The sequence below is a fragment of the Pedobacter sp. AK017 genome (genome assembly GCF_014200825.1).
Classification (GTDB): domain Bacteria; phylum Bacteroidota; class Bacteroidia; order Sphingobacteriales; family Sphingobacteriaceae; genus Pedobacter; species Pedobacter heparinus.
In genome coordinates this window covers 115,337-131,819 of record NZ_JACHCW010000001.1, presented here as the reverse complement: position 1 = coordinate 131,819, position 16,483 = coordinate 115,337, and the positions used below count along the sequence as shown (strand labels likewise).

14 protein-coding genes are annotated in these 16,483 nt (G+C 43.3%); 7 read left to right on the top strand and 7 right to left on the bottom strand.

Features of this window, described 5'->3' with window-relative positions:
* Nucleotides 1-9: 9 nt before the first annotated feature.
* The 4 genes from HDC92_RS00585 to HDC92_RS25040 all read left to right on the top strand — a co-directional run bounded on the left by HDC92_RS00585 (nt 10) and on the right by HDC92_RS25040 (nt 4,083).
* Nucleotides 10-735, top strand: coding sequence for a menaquinone biosynthetic enzyme MqnA/MqnD family protein (locus tag HDC92_RS00585; protein WP_015807704.1), 726 nt, complete (start codon nt 10-12; stop codon nt 733-735).
* Nucleotides 736-821: 86 nt separating this feature from the next.
* Complete coding sequence (mutS, locus tag HDC92_RS00580; RefSeq protein WP_221270902.1) at nt 822-3,431, top strand: DNA mismatch repair protein MutS; 2,610 nt, start codon at nt 822-824, stop codon at nt 3,429-3,431.
* Nucleotide 3,432: 1 nt separating this feature from the next.
* The gene (locus tag HDC92_RS00575; protein WP_015807706.1) at nt 3,433-3,957 is read left to right on the top strand and encodes a C40 family peptidase; all 525 of its coding nucleotides are present in this window, start codon (nt 3,433-3,435) and stop codon (nt 3,955-3,957) included.
* 3 nt (nt 3,958-3,960) lie between these two features.
* A complete protein-coding gene (locus HDC92_RS25040) occupies nt 3,961-4,083 on the top strand; it encodes a hypothetical protein (protein ID WP_015807707.1) in 123 nt (40 codons plus the stop codon).
* Here HDC92_RS25040 and HDC92_RS00570 read toward each other — a convergent pair.
* Nucleotides 4,072-5,985: a DUF3857 domain-containing protein gene (locus HDC92_RS00570; protein WP_015807708.1), complete on the bottom strand. Its 1,914-nt coding sequence runs from the start codon at nt 5,983-5,985 to the stop codon at nt 4,072-4,074. The genes HDC92_RS25040 and HDC92_RS00570 overlap by 12 nt on opposite strands.
* The gene (locus HDC92_RS00565; RefSeq protein WP_183871623.1) at nt 5,986-7,956 is read right to left on the bottom strand and encodes a transglutaminase domain-containing protein; all 1,971 of its coding nucleotides are present in this window, start codon (nt 7,954-7,956) and stop codon (nt 5,986-5,988) included.
* Nucleotides 7,957-8,126: 170 nt separating this feature from the next.
* Here HDC92_RS00565 and HDC92_RS00560 point away from each other — a divergent pair, with 170 nt between their 5' ends.
* Both HDC92_RS00560 and HDC92_RS00555 read left to right on the top strand, forming a co-directional pair.
* Nucleotides 8,127-9,113 (top strand): 3'-5' exonuclease, encoded by a 987-nt coding sequence (locus tag HDC92_RS00560; protein WP_183871621.1) that lies wholly within the window; start codon nt 8,127-8,129, stop codon nt 9,111-9,113.
* A 12-nt stretch (nt 9,114-9,125) separates the two neighbouring features.
* The gene (locus HDC92_RS00555) at nt 9,126-10,994 is read left to right on the top strand and encodes a M1 family metallopeptidase (protein WP_255484298.1); all 1,869 of its coding nucleotides are present in this window, start codon (nt 9,126-9,128) and stop codon (nt 10,992-10,994) included.
* Nucleotides 10,995-11,002: 8 nt separating this feature from the next.
* On the opposite strand, the gene queG is transcribed toward HDC92_RS00555, so the two are convergent.
* Nucleotides 11,003-11,941: a tRNA epoxyqueuosine(34) reductase QueG gene (gene queG, locus HDC92_RS00550; protein WP_015807712.1), complete on the bottom strand. Its 939-nt coding sequence runs from the start codon at nt 11,939-11,941 to the stop codon at nt 11,003-11,005.
* Nucleotides 11,942-12,018: 77 nt separating this feature from the next.
* Between queG and HDC92_RS00545 the strand changes: the two genes are divergently transcribed.
* Entirely contained in the window at nt 12,019-12,237 is a 219-nt protein-coding gene (locus tag HDC92_RS00545) for a hypothetical protein (protein ID WP_015807713.1), read from the top strand.
* Nucleotides 12,238-12,250: 13 nt separating this feature from the next.
* Here HDC92_RS00545 and HDC92_RS00540 read toward each other — a convergent pair whose 3' ends face one another.
* Genes HDC92_RS00540 through pdxH form a run of 4 tightly spaced genes read right to left on the bottom strand, consistent with a single transcriptional unit; the run spans nt 12,251 to nt 16,444 of the window.
* Entirely contained in the window at nt 12,251-13,756 is a 1,506-nt protein-coding gene (locus HDC92_RS00540) for a bifunctional GNAT family N-acetyltransferase/carbon-nitrogen hydrolase family protein (protein ID WP_015807714.1), read from the bottom strand.
* Between the two features lie 53 nt (nt 13,757-13,809).
* Nucleotides 13,810-14,832, bottom strand: coding sequence for a Holliday junction branch migration DNA helicase RuvB (gene ruvB, locus HDC92_RS00535; RefSeq protein ID WP_015807715.1), 1,023 nt, complete (start codon nt 14,830-14,832; stop codon nt 13,810-13,812).
* A gap of 28 nt (nt 14,833-14,860) precedes the next feature.
* Nucleotides 14,861-15,760, bottom strand: a complete 900-nt coding sequence (locus HDC92_RS00530) for a 3-hydroxybutyryl-CoA dehydrogenase (RefSeq protein WP_015807716.1) — start codon at nt 15,758-15,760, stop codon at nt 14,861-14,863.
* A 33-nt stretch (nt 15,761-15,793) separates the two neighbouring features.
* Nucleotides 15,794-16,444 (bottom strand): pyridoxamine 5'-phosphate oxidase, encoded by a 651-nt coding sequence (gene pdxH, locus HDC92_RS00525; protein ID WP_143715849.1) that lies wholly within the window; start codon nt 16,442-16,444, stop codon nt 15,794-15,796.
* Between the last annotated feature and the right edge of the window lie 39 nt (nt 16,445-16,483).

Genomic DNA, 16,483 nt, shown 5'->3' with positions numbered 1-16,483 from the left:
CCTGTACTGTTGAATAAGATTAAGATTTCTGCCGTTTCCTATACCAATACCAAGCCTTTTATTTATGGAATCGAACATTCAGCTTTGCTGGACCAGATTGACCTGAGTCTGGATATTCCTACAGATTGTGCAGCTAAATTAATTGACGGACAGGTAGATATAGGTCTGATTCCCGTAGCTGCAATACCTGATGTTCCTAACGCCCATATTGTAGCCGATTATTGTATTGGCTCGGTTGGGGCAGTAAATTCTGTGTTCATTTTTAGTAAGGTACCTGTTGCCGAGATCGGCACAGTAAAACTGGATCTCCATTCCAGGACCTCTAATCACCTGGCTAAAGTTTTACTGAAATTCCATTTTAAACAACAGGTAAGTTATACCACCGATCAGGCAGCAGAAACAGATGCCATCGTGTTGATTGGCGACCGTACCTTTGGGCGAAAAGAAGAATTTGCTTATGCCTACGATATGGGGCAGGAATGGATGAATTTTACAGGTTTGCCATTTATGTATGCCGCATGGGTAGCCAATAAGCCTATTCCGCAGGCTTTTATCAATGATTTTAATGAGGCCCTGGCCTTCGGCCTGTCCAAAAGGAAAGCACTTTTACAGGAATTGCCCGAGCAGGCGAATTTTGATCTGGAGGATTATCTGCTCCATAAACTGGATTTTGAGCTTACAGCCAAAAAACGTGAGGCACTGGAGCTCTTCCTGATGTACATTACAAAATTATAAACCTATTCACATTTTTTTAATTTTCAACAAATCGCAAAGCCTACGCCTCAAGGTAGTATCTTTACGATTTTGTAAACAGAATCATTTTGGCTAAAGATCATACTAAGGAAACCCCGTTAATGCAACAGTACAATGTGATTAAGGCAAAGTACCCGGGTGCATTATTATTGTTCAGAGTTGGAGATTTTTATGAAACATTTGGTGAAGATGCCATTAAAACTTCCCAGATATTAGGCATTGTACTGACCAGGAGGGGAACTGGTCCCAACGGCGCACTGGAACTGGCAGGCTTTCCGCACCATTCTTTAGACAATTATCTTTCCAAGCTGGTACGGGCCGGCCAAAGAGTAGCCATATGCGATCAGCTGGAAGATCCCAAAACCACTAAAACAATTGTAAAAAGAGGCGTAACCGAGCTGGTCACTCCTGGAGTAGCCTATAATGACAATATTCTGAACCAGAAATCAAATAATTATCTGGCTGCGGTATTTTTTGACAAAAATACAATAGGGGTGTCTTTTGCAGATATTTCTACAGGAGAATTCCATGTCGCACAAGGCAATGCAGAGTATATTGATAAACTTTTACAAGGTTTCAGGCCCAATGAGGTTGTTTTTCAAAAGACCAAAAGAAAGGAATTCCTGGAGGCATTTGGGGATAAATTTTATACCTATCATCTGGACGACTGGGCCTTTACCGGCGATTATGCCAATGAAACGCTGACCAAACATTTTGAAGTAAATTCTTTAAAGGGTTTTGGGGTAGATAGACTGCAGACCGGTATTGTAGCTGCCGGAGTGGTATTACATTATTTAAATGAAACTGAACACCGCAACTTAAAGCACATCACCTCCATCTCCCGTTTGGAAGAGGATAAGTACATGTGGCTCGACCGCTTTACCATCCGTAACCTGGAACTCGTAAGTTCGGCCAATGACAATGCGGTAACGCTTTTTGAAGTGCTTGACCAAACCAGCACACCAATGGGTGCCCGTTTGCTGCACAAGTGGATCATTATGCCACTGAAGGAGTTGAAACCTATAGAAGAACGCCTGGGCATGGTTGATTTTCTGGTGAAACACGACGCGCTTTTACAGGAGTTCCTCTCGCACATCAAACAGATCGGCGATCTGGAAAGACTGATTTCCAAAGTGGGACTCCAAAAGGTAGGGCCAAGAGAGCTTTGCCAGCTTAAAAAAGCATTGTACCATATTGAAGCCGTTAAAAATATCGCTGAAGCCTCAAAGAACCCCTTTTTATCGGTTCTTGCTGATCAGCTGAACCCTTGCTTAAGCATCCGCGAAAAGCTGGAAAGAGAATTACAGCAGGATCCGCCGGCATTATTGATCAAAGGCAACGTGATTGCCGATGGCATAGACGAGGAACTGGACAGGCTGCGAAAAATTTCCTTTGGAGGTAAGGATTATTTAGTGGAAATCCAGAAAAGAGAGGCTGCCGCAACGGGTATCCCATCTTTAAAGATAGCCTTTAACAATGTTTTTGGCTATTACCTGGAAGTTACCCATACCCATAAGGATAAGGTGCCTGCCGACTGGATCAGGAAGCAGACACTGGTTAGTGCCGAGCGCTACATTACCCCCGAGCTGAAGGAGTATGAAGAGCAGATCCTGGGCGCAGAGGAAAAAATCCAGCAGATCGAAGTAAAGCTGTACAACGAACTGATGTACCAGGTAAGTACTTATATAAAACCCATCCAGCTGAACGCTTTTTTAATTGCCCAGCTGGATGTATTGCTTTGCTTTGCCCAACTGGCCGTTAAAAACCATTATGTAAAACCAGAGATCAATAAAGGCAAGGTACTCGACATCAAAGGGGGAAGACATCCGGTTATTGAACAGCGCCTGCCGGTGGGCGAGGCCTACATTACCAATGATGTGTTCCTGGATAACGATACCCAGCAGATCATCATCATTACCGGTCCCAATATGTCGGGTAAGTCGGCCATTTTACGCCAGACAGGCTTAATCGTGCTCATGGGGCAAATGGGTTGTTTTGTTCCTGCCAAGGCCGCTGCTATCGGACTGGTCGACAAGATCTTTACCCGCGTTGGGGCATCGGATAATTTGTCATCCGGAGAAAGTACGTTCATGGTAGAGATGAATGAAACCGCCAGTATCCTGAACAATATATCTGATAATAGTCTGATCCTGCTTGATGAAATCGGCCGGGGAACCAGTACTTATGACGGGATATCCATTGCCTGGGCCATTGCCGAGTTTTTACATACGCATCCAACGGCCAGGCCTAAAACGCTGTTTGCCACACATTATCACGAACTGAATGAGCTGGCAACTACCATGAACCGCATCAGGAACTTTAATGTATCTATTAAAGAACTGGGCAATAAAGTAATATTTTTAAGGAAACTCATCCCCGGGGGTAGCGAGCATAGCTTTGGTATCCATGTGGCTAAGATGGCAGGTATGCCACCTAAGCTGATCAACAGGGCCAACGAGATCTTAAAGAAACTCGAAATTGACCGAACAGAAGGCCAGAGCATTAAGGACAGCATTAAAAAAGTACAGAACCAGGCCTATCAGTTGCATATGTTTGCTGTAGACGACCCGATTTTAGTTAAAATAAGGGATATGCTGAACAACCTGGATGTAAACGTGCTGACACCCGTTGAGGCTTTGCTGAAGCTGGACGAGATACAGCGTTTAATTAAACAGTAATATGAATATCAGTAGTTTATTATCCGGAAAAAACAGATACAGCATGCTGCTGCTGCTATTGGTTGCATTATTTTTTTCTGCCTGTAGTTCAAGACGGAATACGGTGAAGCCTGGCAGTACGGCTGCGGCCAAAGCTGCAGACGCCATGTCGCATTTAAAGAACAGGAGCCTGTATAAGTTTATAACCGATTGGACAGGTGTTCAGTATAGGTTGGGGGGACTGGATAAAAGGGGGGTCGACTGTTCCGGCTTTGCTTTATTGCTGCAAAAAGATATTTATGGCAATACCTTGCCCAGAAGGTCCAGGGACCAGGCTGATGCCGTGAAAGAAAAGAGTATGGGCCAGCTGAATGAGGGCGATCTGATCTTTTTTTCTTTCGGAGGCGGCGCAGTAGACCATGTTGGGGTTTACCTGAACAACAATTATTTTGTGCATGCCTCTACTACCAGGGGCGTTGTGGTCGACGATTTAAGTCTGCCTGCCTATCAAAGGGCTATTGTTAAGGCTGGATCTTTAAAAAACTAAAGGATGTCAAAACCTAAGCACGATATTTCATTCTGGACCAAATACAGCAAATTTGCCACCACTGAGATCCTGATGTACCTGATCATGGTGATTGGCATTGCACTGGGGATTTTATTATTGAGCTGAGTTGAGCTTAAAAATAGCCTTAGCCTGGTCGGCCGAACTTACTGCAGTGATGAAGTTCGAAAAATCAGTATATTTTTCCGCCGGATAACTGCCATTGTTCAATATAAACCTTCGGGTATAGATCAGTTTTCTGTCTTCTTTTTTAATACTTACCTGATAGCTCCCAAATTCATTTTTAAGTATTTTATTGTCGGGTGTAAGCTCAATACTCACATTTTCAGGAAGGTGGTAAATGATCTCGTCCACATCGGTATAACCCCTGTTGATAAATACAGGCAGGGTCCTGTTCCTGACTTCAGGTACACTGCGTTCTTTATTGAAAGCATTTAATACCAGGTAAATGTGGCTATTGGTCTGGGCTGCATATTTTTGGATACTTAGGTCCAGCACCTCTGTGGTTACAGGATTACTGCCCTTATCCTGCTTGTAATGAAGTGAACTGAAGTTAATGTTGTCAATGTCATATGCAGTTTTCAGTAATTTTAACTGTTCAGTTAAAGGCTGATTGATCATTTTGTCGCAATTGTCATACTGTGCACCGCTAAACGTAGTTTTCAGGCTGCCCTTAATGTTACCTTCCCCGTCTAAAGTTAGTTCGGCCCGGCGGTCCTGTAAGTTCATTGCTGTGGTCAGTGCCGGGGTTTTTAATATTTTTCCTGCCTCTTCTGTGCAGGCCAGTACCGTACGGTCGTCCGTAAAGCTACCCAGAAAGCCAAAAGGCGCATCCTGACTGGTACATTCCAGCCATGTGGTGTCATTTTTAAGCGGTAAACATAAAATGATATGATTTCCCTGGTTCATACTGGCAAAATCAGTCTCCATGTTCTTTTTGAAATCCCCTGCATTTACCACGCAATACCAGGAGGGGATGTTAACTGCTTTCAGCAGGCTTTGGGTATAATTTACCAGGGCTTTACAATCGCCATAAGAAACCTGGTGAACTTCCGCTGCAGGAATGGGCCTGTTGCCACCAATACCAATCTGAACACTAATGTACCTGGTTTTCTTCTGCACATATTCATAGATCTTTCGGGCCTTGTCCTTATCGTTATCTATTCCTGCCGTAAGGGCTTTAACTTCGGCTATGGCAGCAGGGGGCAATGTCTGCCTGTTTTTAACCAGTTCAGTATAAATCCACTTGCCCAGCTCATCCCAGTTCTGGTATTTTCCTTTATAACCATAAAAATTAAAATCTTCGGGAGCAACTTTTATATGGGTGCGGTAATCATTTGGGTTTGGCGCATAGGGCTCCGGTTTAAAAGCTGGTATATTTTTTACGGTCCAGGTCTGGCTTTTAAACTTGTCGGTCTGGATAAGTTCGGGTTCTCCTTTATAATTGTAAGCCTTAACCCGTATTTTATCTTCAGGTTTACAAATGAAAGTATAGCTGCTCAGGGCAACGGCAACACCTGCACTGCCACTGGCATACCAGTCAGGTATCGCCAGGTTCTGTTTTGACCTGACCTCATACTCGCATACCATCGTATAAGGATAGGCTAAAGCAGTAGGGGCAAAATGTTTTACCCGGTCATCCTCAAATAAAGAAAAATTGTTTACCGCACTGTGGTCTGTAAAATTACTGAGCGTAAATTTACTGATCTGTTTTCCCCAGGCATCCAGGATCATCCCTTTAACATATTTTATGCTTACATTTTTATCATAGAATAAGGTCAGTTCGGCCTCATCGTCCCCATTTTTATTGAGTATGGTAACCGTTTTTTTGATGTTTAAACTTACATTGTCGTTTGCACGCATATCTACGGTGGTCTCCATTTTCCTGATCACCGCATTTGCACGGTTCTTCAGTTCTGCAGGAATCTCATCTGCTGTATAACTTTCCTGTGAAAAAGAGCGGAATGTACAAAGCAGCAGCGCCAGTAGCACCAGTTCTTTCAACTTCATCTATTTTGATTTTTTAAGGATAATATCTGTTTTCTGCAATTGGATGATCCTGCTGTAGAACTCCTTAAGTGAAAGGTATTCTGCAGAGCTATAAATTGGTTTGTTAAGCTGCATCAGCTGGTTAAACAGCAGGATATTGTCTTCAACAGCAGTTGTACAGATAAACCTGCCACCCGCATCGGCCAGTACCATGTTCAGTTCTTTAGGCTTGTCGGCCAAATTATAGTTATCAGGCAGTTTAATTGTCATGTTGATGCGGATTTCCTTTTCTGCACCCAGATCTACAGGATAGGTACGCTCATTTAAATTGAAAGGATTTTTGCTGATCCGGTCGATAAAAAACGGGTTAAAAAATAAAGGGTCACTATTGAGGTTGGAAAAGGCTGACATTTCAACTTCATAATTTTCGGTAAGCAGGTTTTCCAGGCTGTCCAGGTTATGGATTGCATATTTAAGGATCCTGATCTGGGGCATACTCTCATCCAGCTTCTCTACATATTCATCCACCGAACTTGCTGCCAGGATCTTTTTACGTTTATTATAGGCCGCATAACCAATGGCGTGGATGGTCAGGTTACCCCGTATTTTTCCATCTTTTCCCAGCTCAGCAATTAAACTGTACCGGAGTGTTTCTTTCTGACTGGCTTTAAGGTCATACCAGTAGGAGGGTTTTTTCAGGTTGATTACCCTTCCCTGTCCGTTAATGCAATGGAGTGGCAGCAAACCAAATGGCATTAAAGGCTCTGTTGCATCCAGCAAATAGCTTTTTCCCTCAATGTTTACCTTAGCTATTACATAATTAAAATCAGTGATCACGGGGTATAAGTTATTCACAGTGCCATTGGAACGGGTCGAAAGGATAACCGCTTCTGCATCCAGATTCGCTGCACTTAATGCAGCTACCAGCGCCAGGTTAATGTCCGCCGTATTGCCGGAATGGGTTTCCAAAGCTTTTTTTATTGTATTTTCAGTTTGAATTCCAATAAATCCGTTTCGCTTGATGTTGCGCTTAATGTAATCATAGATTTCATTTGCCTTGTCCAGCGGTGCAGTCTTATTTTTCAGGATCTCTGGCAACAGCTCTTTAAAAAGGTCTTTTCTTTTCATCTGGCTGCCAAATGATTTGTCATTTATCAGCTCAAAGTCCACATCCTTCCATTCCTTGGTTACACTTTTCTTCCCGCCCGACAGCAGGTAGTATTCGGAGAGTTCAAAATTAATGGCCGACCTGAAATTACTTGGGGCAGTCATGTAATCTTCTTCAACCAATGCCGGGATATCTTTCATGATATAGGTCATTTTTGAACAGTCATAGGGCCTTCCTGAAATTCTGAGGCATTCTTTATAGAGTTCAGCATTTTGTGAACTGAGCTTCTGTGCCCCACGTAAGGATACATTATAAGTGTAAAGGGCAGGGATAATGGCAATGTATTCGCTGTACAGTTTCGGGATGTCCGACTGGAATTCCCAGCTCCTGAAGTTAAAAAGGCCATGCGAATAGAGGCGGTAGCTGTATTCAATAATACTGCCCTCAACCAGATTGGGCATGGTAAATTTAGTCAGTATCACATATTTGTTCTTTTTCTCGGTAAACACCTTTTTCTTATCCAGTGGTGTTTGTGTAAATTGCCCGTCTATATAATTTATGGTCACTGCTTTCAGGTTCTGGACCATGTCTTCCTTATCGCCATAAATTCTTTGGGGAATGACAACATTTGCACTCCCGAAGCCATTTTTGTTCAGTATTTTTATCCTGACATGGTATTCAAAATCTATATAAAGATTGCCATAACTTTCGTCTAAACGAACTGATGCCGTACCAAATTCCCTTATCACTACTGCATTGGCATTGCTGTCTGTTTTTACCTTTTTTAAGTCAAGATCATCCCCGCTGATTTCCCCAAATCCAAAATCCTGTGCCCTTACAGCAATGGAACAAAAAAATACAAACAGAAAAAGAAGATATTTCATATCTGAGCGTTTAATAAATATGTTAATTTAAATATGATGCAAGATATAGCCTGAAATCTAATAAAAAAAAATAGATTGTAAATTATACCTGCAGAAAAATATGTTATCAAATAAGTCGAGGATTAATGGATGATTTTTACGACTTTTGAAAAGCTACCAAAAAGTTAAAAATGAAATTGAATTTAAAACGCCCACTCGCTTTTTTTGATCTGGAAACCACTGGTGTTAATGTAGGTGCTGATCGTATTGTCGAAATTGCAATATTGAAAGCCATGCCAGATGGATCTGAACTGATCAAGACCATGCGCATCAATCCTGAAATGCCGATCCCATTGTATGCTTCACTGATCCATGGAATTTACGACGAACACATTGCCAATGAGCCTATATTTAAAGAGGTAGCTACTGAACTTGCTGATTTTATTGGTGATGCAGACCTGGCAGGCTACAACTCCAACAGGTTTGATATCCCGGTATTGCTGGAAGAGTTTTTAAGGGCAGGGGTTGATTTTGATATGTCCGACAGGAAATTTGTTGATGTGCAGAACATATTTCATCAGATGGAGCAGCGTACCCTCAGGGCTGCTTATAAATTCTATTGCAACAAAGACATCATCAATGCACACTCCGCAGAAGCAGATATTACGGCAACCTATCAGGTATTGCTGGCACAGATAGAACGTTATAAAGATATTGATTTTGAGGATAAGCAGGGAAATATATCCAGGCCTGTACAAAACGATGTAGAGGCACTTCATGCTTTTACCAATATGAACAAACCGGTTGACTTTGCCGGAAGGATGGTCTATAATGAAAATGATGAAGAGACTTTCAATTTTGGTAAACATAAAGGCAAAACTGTTGAGCAGGTTTTTGACATTGAGCCCAGCTATTATGCCTGGATGAAGCAGGGTGATTTTCCCTTATATACCAAGAAAAAACTCGAGGAGATCTGGACCCGCTGGAACAAAAAGAAGGAACAGCTTAAACTGGAAAGGCAGCAGCAGGCTGAAGCAAACAGGCCAAAAACTCCTCAACCGGTTAAAGTGCAGCAAAACCCTGCCAAGCCACAACACCAGCAGCCTAAAAAAGAAAAACCAGCTGCTGAGCTGACCAACGATATGCTGGAGCAGCTGAAGATGAAATTTGGAAAATAACCCGCAATTTTTATGAAGAAAAGGACAATGGTAACGGCATTGTGCGTCATGCTGTTTGCCCGGGTACATGCCCAGCAAAATTTACCGGTCCCTTCAAATATACGTGCTGCTTATGAAAGGGGGACAAGGGACATTAGCGGTAAACCAGGACCTGCATACTGGCAAAATACGGCCGATTATAAGTTAAAAATCAATTTTAACCCTTCAACCAGGGAGCTGAAGGGCCTTGCAGAGATTGTCTATGTGAACAACAGTAAGGATACCCTTAAACAGCTTTGGTTTAAACTTTACCCCAATCTGTATCAGAAAGGAGCAAATCCCAAAACAAAAGTAGATACCAGAGACCTGGGGGATGGGCTCGACATCCTGTCTGTCCAGGCAGATGGGAAAACCCTGGCCAGCAGCGATCTGGTCATTGAAGGGACCAATATGCATACCGGGATTGCAGCACTTGCACCCGGAAAGTCCATGAAGCTCAGCATTGATTATCAGTACATCTTAAATAAGGGCTCACATATCCGTACAGGGCAGGTAAACGACAGTGCGCATTTTGTAGCTTATTTTTTTCCGCGCATAGCGGTTTACGATGATATAGATGGCTGGAACAAATATCCATACACAGGAGAAGAAGAGTTTTATAACGACTTCTGTAATTTTAAGGCAGAAATTACTGTTCCCGAGCGGTACGTGATCTGGGCTACAGGCAATCTGCTGAATGCTGATGCCGTATTTAAAAAAGAGATAGCCAGTCGTTTAAGCAAGGCAGAAGCAACGGATGAAATCGTAGATGTGATTACGGAACAGGACCTGAAACAAAAAAAGGTAACCAGTAACAAAGCATTTAATACTTATGTGTTTGAAGCAAAAAACGTTACCGATTTTGTTTTCGCTACCAGTAACCATTACCTGTGGAAATCGTCGAGCGTACTGGTGGACTCCCTGACCAAAAGAAGGACCAGGGTAGATGCCGTTTTTAACCCTATCCATAAAGATTATTATGAAGTGGCAGATTTTGCCAGTCAAACGGTATACCTGATGAGCCATGTTTTTCCTAAATGGGCTTTTCCATATCCGCATGAAACTGTTTTTGACGGACTGGATCAGATGGAATATCCTATGATGGTAAACGACAATCCTGTAGCAAAAAGAAAAGATGCCATTACGCTTACCGTACATGAAGTATTCCATACCATGTTTCCCTTTTATATGGGTACCAACGAAACCCAATATGGCTGGATGGACGAAGGCTGGGCAACCATAGCAGAATGGCTGCTGGCCCCGATGATAGACACTACATTGGTGGACGAATATGGGGTAGAGTCGACCGCTATATCTTCAGGTACTAAAAATGATGTGCCTATAGTTACATTAACACCAGATTTAAAAGGGGTAGGTTCTTTTACCAACTCCTATCCTAAGCCTGCAATGGGGTATCTGTTTGTTAAAGATTACCTGGGCGATGAGCTGTTTACCAAAGCCCTGCACCATTACATTAAACAATGGAATGGCAAACACCCTATGCCTTTTGATTTTTTTTACTGCATGAATGAGGGCTCGGGCAAAAACCTGAACTGGTTTTGGAAAGCCTGGTTTTTTGAAGAAGGGGTAACAGACATGGCCATTAAAGCCGCAGACAAAACAGATCAAGGTTATCGCATCAGGATAGAGAATAAAAGTACGAAACCTTTGCCGGTTGACCTGTTGATGGAATATGCAGATGGTACTTTAGCAGAAATACATAAAACCATCGGGGTATGGGAAAAAGGCAACTCCTGGACCGATATTGAGGTAAGTACAGTTAAAACACTTAAAAAAGTCACACTGGGTAGTGTTCATGTCCCGGATAAAGACCCCAACGACAATGTTTTTCTGCTCAGGTAGTGCTTCTTTTAAGAACTCTTTTTTATAAAATCAATGTTCCTGGTCAGCCCTTTATATTTGGTGCGCTTTACTGCCGAATTTTTAAAGATCGTTTTAAACACATCTTCTGTAATGTCCTGCCAGTCTTCCCGTTTCATTTGCAGCAAGCGCTCATTTGGTTTAAACATAGGTTCTGAATGCGGGGCGGAAAACCTGTTCCAGGGGCAAACATCCTGGCATATATCGCAGCCAAACATCCAGTTGTCCATTTTACCTTTAAAGTCCTGGTCAATTTCTTCTTTCAGTTCAATGGTGAGGTAGGAGATACACTTTTTGGCGTCGATGATAAAGGGTGATAAAATGGCATCAGTAGGGCAGGCATCTATGCACTTGGTACAGGTGCCACAATGGTCTGCCGTAAAGGGCTGGTCATACTCCAGCTCCAGGTCTACAATCAGTTCAGCTAAAAAAAAGAAGGAACCACTCTTCTTATTGATGAGGTTGCTGTTTTTGCCAATCCAGCCAATGCCTGCACGTTTTGCCCAGGCCCTGTCCAGCACCGGCGCCGAATCTACAAATGCCCTGCCGGCAACCTCGCCAATTTCTTCCCTTATAAAGTTCAGCAGCTGGTACAACTTATCCTTGATCACCTGGTGATAGTCCATGCCATAAGCATATTTAGAGATCTTTGGGGCATCGGGATCTTGCTGCTGTTCAGCAGGAAAATAATTGAGGGTCAAAGAAATGACAGATCTGGAATCTTCCACAAGCAATCTGGGATCCAGCCTTTTGTCGAAATGATTTTCCATGTAAGCCATCTGTCCGTGATGGTTGTTGTGCAGCCATTTCTCCAGTTTTGGCGCTTCCTCTTCCAGGAAATCTGCTTTGGCAATACCGCATTGCATAAAGCCAAGCCTAAGGGCCTCGGCTTTAATCAGCTTGCTGTATCTGGAAGCATTGTTCAACATCTTTTGCAAAGATAAGGCTTTGTAATGTAAACTTTTTCAGGCCCGTATTGTTATTAAATTAACCAACACTTAAAGTCATGGAAAATTCAGATGCTAAACATACAGAAGAGACGAACAAACCACATAAACCCATAGAGCACGATTATGCCCATCACCAGGCCGATCCGGGACCATCGCCGCAGGCCGTTAAAGAGAAGGACATCAACGGTGCCGCAGTCATATTGAGGTGGCTTATCCCTTTACTGGTTATCGCTTTACTGGTCTACTGGCTGTTTTTTAAAGGTGCGCACAGTTAAAAAAATAAGGCTGTTATTTCAACAGCCTTACTTCATATAAATCCCTGCGACGGTCTTTCAGTATCCTTACTGTACCAAAATGATGGATCTCATCCAGCAAATGCAGGTCAACATCCACCACCAGCATCATTTCGGTATTTGGCGTAGTTTCGGCCTTTACCGCATTGGTTGGAAAAGCAAAATCAGAAGGGGTAAATACGGCCGACTGGGCAAACTGTATATCCATATTGTTTACTTTAGGCAAATTGCCCACGCAACCTGCTATGGCTACATAACATTCATTTTCTATGGCCCTGGCCTGCGCACAATGCCTTACCCGGGTATAACCATTCTGGGTATCGGTTAAGAAAGGTACAAACAGGATCTGCATGCCCTGATCGGCATAAAGCCTGCTCAGTTCAGGAAATTCCACATCATAACAGATCAATATCCCTACTTTACCGCAATCGGTATCAAACACCTGGATCTTATCGCCACCCACCATTCCATAGTATTTCTGTTCATTCGGGGTAATGTGGATTTTCCGGTATTCATCTGTTTTACCACTTCTGTGGCATAAATAGGTAGCATTATAAAGCTTATTGTTCTCTACAATAGGCATACTGCCGGATATGATATTTACATTATATGAAAGGGCATATTGCTGGATCCTTTTTACAATCTCGGCTGTTTGTTCGGCCAGTTTACGCATGGCCTCCATTTCTGGTAAATGATTGTATGGATGCAACAATGGGGTGTTGAAAAATTCGGGGAATACAATAAAATCGGATTTATAGCCGCTCACAGCATCTACAAAAAACTCTACCTGTTCATAAAAAGCTTCAATATCCGGAAAAAGTCGCATCTGCCATTGTACCAGACCGATCCTGATGGTCTTGGCCGAACGGGCAGAGGCATCGATGCCCTGGTAATAGATGTTGTTCCATTCTATTAAAGTGGCAAATTCCTTGGATTCATGATCGCCGGGCAGGTAGTTTTTCAGTACTTTCCTGACGTGGAAATCGTTGGACAGCTGGAAGGTAAGGGTAGGGTCATATATTTCTTTGGCCTTAACCTTATCTATGTATTGCCTGGGGCTCAGCTGATCGGCATATTCGTGGTAGCCAGGGATCCTGCCACCTGCAATGATACTTTTCAGGTTCAGGTTTTCGCACAGCTCCTTGCGTGCTTCATACAATCTGCGGCCCAGCCTTAGGCCTCTGTATTCGGGATGTACAAAAATCTCTATGCCATACAGCACATCCCCTTCGGGGTCGTGGGTAGAAAAAGAATAATCACCGGTAATGTTCTTATAAGTATGTTTATCCCCATATTCATCATAATCTACAATGAGGGATAAAGAACAAGCTACCACCTTATCATCCACTGCAATGCACAGCTGGCCTTCAGGAAATAATTTCAGCAACCTTTCGATGCTGTTTTTGCTCCATATCTGTCCCAGTGTTTCATAGGCCTCCTGCATGGATTCCTTCAAGTCATTGTAATCGGCTAAGGTCAGTTTTCTTGTTTCTATGTTCATATCAGCTAAATTTAGCTATTCTGAAACAGAAATGGTGCCTAAAAAAAATTTTATCAGAATAATCTTCCGGTTTGCCCGGGGAAATTTCTTTGCAGGTGTTTATAAGCTGCCTCAGTGGCTTCCCGGCCTCTTGAAGTGCGCATTAAAAAACCTTCCTGAATCAGGAAAGGCTCATAAACCTCTTCAATGGTACCCTCATCTTCACCAACAGCGGTAGCTATAGTTTTTAAACCTACCGGACCACCTTTAAACTTGTCGATAATGGTGGTCAGTATTTTATTGTCCATTTCATCCAGTCCGTGTTCATCCACATTTAGTGCTTTTAAAGCATAACGGGCAATCTCTGTATCTATTTCTCCGGTACCTTTGATCTGCGCAAAATCTCTGGTACGCCTTAATAAAGCATTGGCAATACGTGGTGTTCCACGGCTCCTTCTGGCAATTTCGTAGGCCCCTTCATCTGTAATCGGGGTTTTCAGAATTTCTGATGACCTCAGTACAATGGTGGTCAGTAGCTTGGCATCGTAGTAGGCCAGTCTGGAATTGATGCCAAACCTTGCCCTTAAGGGGGCAGTTAACAGGCCGGAGCGGGTAGTGGCACCAACCAGGGTAAAAGGGTTCAATGAGATTTGTACAGAGCGTGCATTCGGACCGCTCTCGAGCATGATGTCTATCTTAAAATCTTCCATGGCCGAATACAGGTACTCTTCAACCAGGGGGCTTAACCTGTGTATCTCATCAATAAAAAGGATATCGCCTTCATCCAGACCGGTCAGCAGCCCTGCCAGATCCCCGGGTTTATCCAGAACCGGGCCGGAGGTCACCTTTATGCCCACGCCCATTTCATTGGCAATGATAAGGGAAAGTGTGGTTTTACCCAGTCCGGGGGGGCCATGTAACAAGACATGATCCAGCGGTTCGCCACGTAGCTTGGCCGCTTTCACAAAGATCTTCAGGTTTTCCATCACCTTTTCCTGTCCCGTAAAATCATCAAAAGCCTGTGGGCGCAGTACTTTTTCAATATCGCGTTCTACAGGTGAAAGGCTTTCGGATGATGGATCAAGATTTTCGTTCATTATTCAAAAATACGCTTAAAAATTAGAATTATAGCATTGGTTGGCTAAATTTGGCAGCTACAACTGCCTCTTTTGGCCCATTGGCATAATTGTAAAAACCTTCTCCAGACTTAATGCCTTTTTTGCCTGCCATCACCATATTTACCAGTAATGGGCATGGTGCATATTTCGGATTGCCAAAACCAGTGTGTAATACCTCTAAAATAGCCAGGCAAACATCAAGGCCAATGAAATCGGCCAGCTGCAAAGGGCCCATGGGGTGGGCCATGCCCAATTTCATTACCGTATCAATTTCTGCTACACCGGCCACATTTTCGTAAAGCGTATAAATGGCCTCATTGATCATTGGCATCAGGATCCTGTTGGCTACAAAGCCCGGATAATCATTTACCTCAACCGGAACTTTAGCCAGTTTTCTGGAAAGCTCCATCACCGTTCCAGTGGTTTCATCACTGCTGGCATAACCCCTGATCACTTCTACAAGTTTCATTACCGGTACGGGGTTCATGAAATGCATGCCGATCACTTTATCGCTACGGCCGGTAACCGAAGCAATATGCGTAATGGAAATGGAAGAAGTATTGCTGGCCAGAATGGCCTCCGGCTTGGCAAAAAAATCGAGGTCCTTAAATATTTTTAGCTTAAGCTCCAGGTTTTCGGTGGCCGCCTCTACAATCAGGTCGGCATTGGCCACACCCGTCTGCATTTCTGTAAAGGTAGTAATGTTGGCCAGTGTACCTGCCTTTTCCGCTGCTGTAAGTGTTCCCTTGCCCACCTGGCGGTCAAGGTTTTTACCAATAGTATCCATAGCCTTATTTAAGGCTTCCTGATGGATGTCAATAAGGTTTACCTGGTAACCGAACTGCGCAAAAGTATGCGCAATACCATTACCCATTGTGCCAGAGCCGATTACTGCAATGTTTTTCATTTAGTTTATTTTTATGAGGTTAGTTTAACGTTTTTAAGGCGCTAATCTATTTATAATCCACGAACCATCCACTAAATCGTAAGCAATTCTGTCGTGCAGCCTGCTGGGACGGCCCTGCCAGAACTCGAGATGCGAAGGTTCTATGAGGTAGCCACCCCAGTGTAGCGGACGGGGAATTTCACGGCCCTCAAATTCTTTAGTCAGTGCGGCCACCTTTTGTTCAAGTGACTCCCTGTTGTCCAGTACCTTGCTTTGCGGCGAGGCCAGGGCACCGATCTGGCTGCCTGCAGGACGGGAATGGAAATAAGCGGCAGATGTTTCGGCATCAACTTTACTCACTACCCCCTCAATACGTACCTGACGTTCCAGTTCGGCCCAGAAAAACACCAGTGCGGCCTGTGGGTTCTCTATCAGGTCCCTTCCTTTTTTACTCTCGTAATTGGTGTAAAAGACGAAACCATTTTCATCAAAGCCCTTTAGTAGTACAATCCTTGCCGAAGGCTTGCCAAACCGGTCGGATGTGGCCAGGGTCATTACATTGGGTTCGTACAATTGTGCATCTACAGCAGCATTAAACCATTTTCCAAACTGCAGGATAGGGTCGCTCTCTACATCTTGTTCTGTAAGTTGTGCGGCGCGGTATTCCTGTCTTAAATCATGCAAATTATTTTTATTGTGGTCCATCATACAAAAATAGGTTTTAGTTTATTCAATTTTATCCCT

Coding starts and splice junctions, on each gene's coding strand:
- HDC92_RS00570 (WP_015807708.1), bottom strand. CDS start 5,985: ATGAAGTTGAAAGAACTGGTGCTACTGGCGCTGCTGCTTTGTACATTC.
- pdxH (WP_143715849.1), bottom strand. CDS start 16,444: ATGGACCACAATAAAAATAATTTGCATGATTTAAGACAGGAATACCGC.
- HDC92_RS00530 (WP_015807716.1), bottom strand. CDS start 15,760: ATGAAAAACATTGCAGTAATCGGCTCTGGCACAATGGGTAATGGTATT.
- HDC92_RS00555 (WP_255484298.1), top strand. CDS start 9,126: ATGAAGAAAAGGACAATGGTAACGGCATTGTGCGTCATGCTGTTTGCC.
- ruvB (WP_015807715.1), bottom strand. CDS start 14,832: ATGAACGAAAATCTTGATCCATCATCCGAAAGCCTTTCACCTGTAGAA.
- queG (WP_015807712.1), bottom strand. CDS start 11,941: ATGTTGAACAATGCTTCCAGATACAGCAAGCTGATTAAAGCCGAGGCC.
- HDC92_RS00575 (WP_015807706.1), top strand. CDS start 3,433: ATGAATATCAGTAGTTTATTATCCGGAAAAAACAGATACAGCATGCTG.
- HDC92_RS00560 (WP_183871621.1), top strand. CDS start 8,127: ATGAAATTGAATTTAAAACGCCCACTCGCTTTTTTTGATCTGGAAACC.
- HDC92_RS00545 (WP_015807713.1), top strand. CDS start 12,019: ATGGAAAATTCAGATGCTAAACATACAGAAGAGACGAACAAACCACAT.
- HDC92_RS00565 (WP_183871623.1), bottom strand. CDS start 7,956: ATGAAATATCTTCTTTTTCTGTTTGTATTTTTTTGTTCCATTGCTGTA.
- HDC92_RS00540 (WP_015807714.1), bottom strand. CDS start 13,756: ATGAACATAGAAACAAGAAAACTGACCTTAGCCGATTACAATGACTTG.
- HDC92_RS25040 (WP_015807707.1), top strand. CDS start 3,961: ATGTCAAAACCTAAGCACGATATTTCATTCTGGACCAAATACAGCAAA.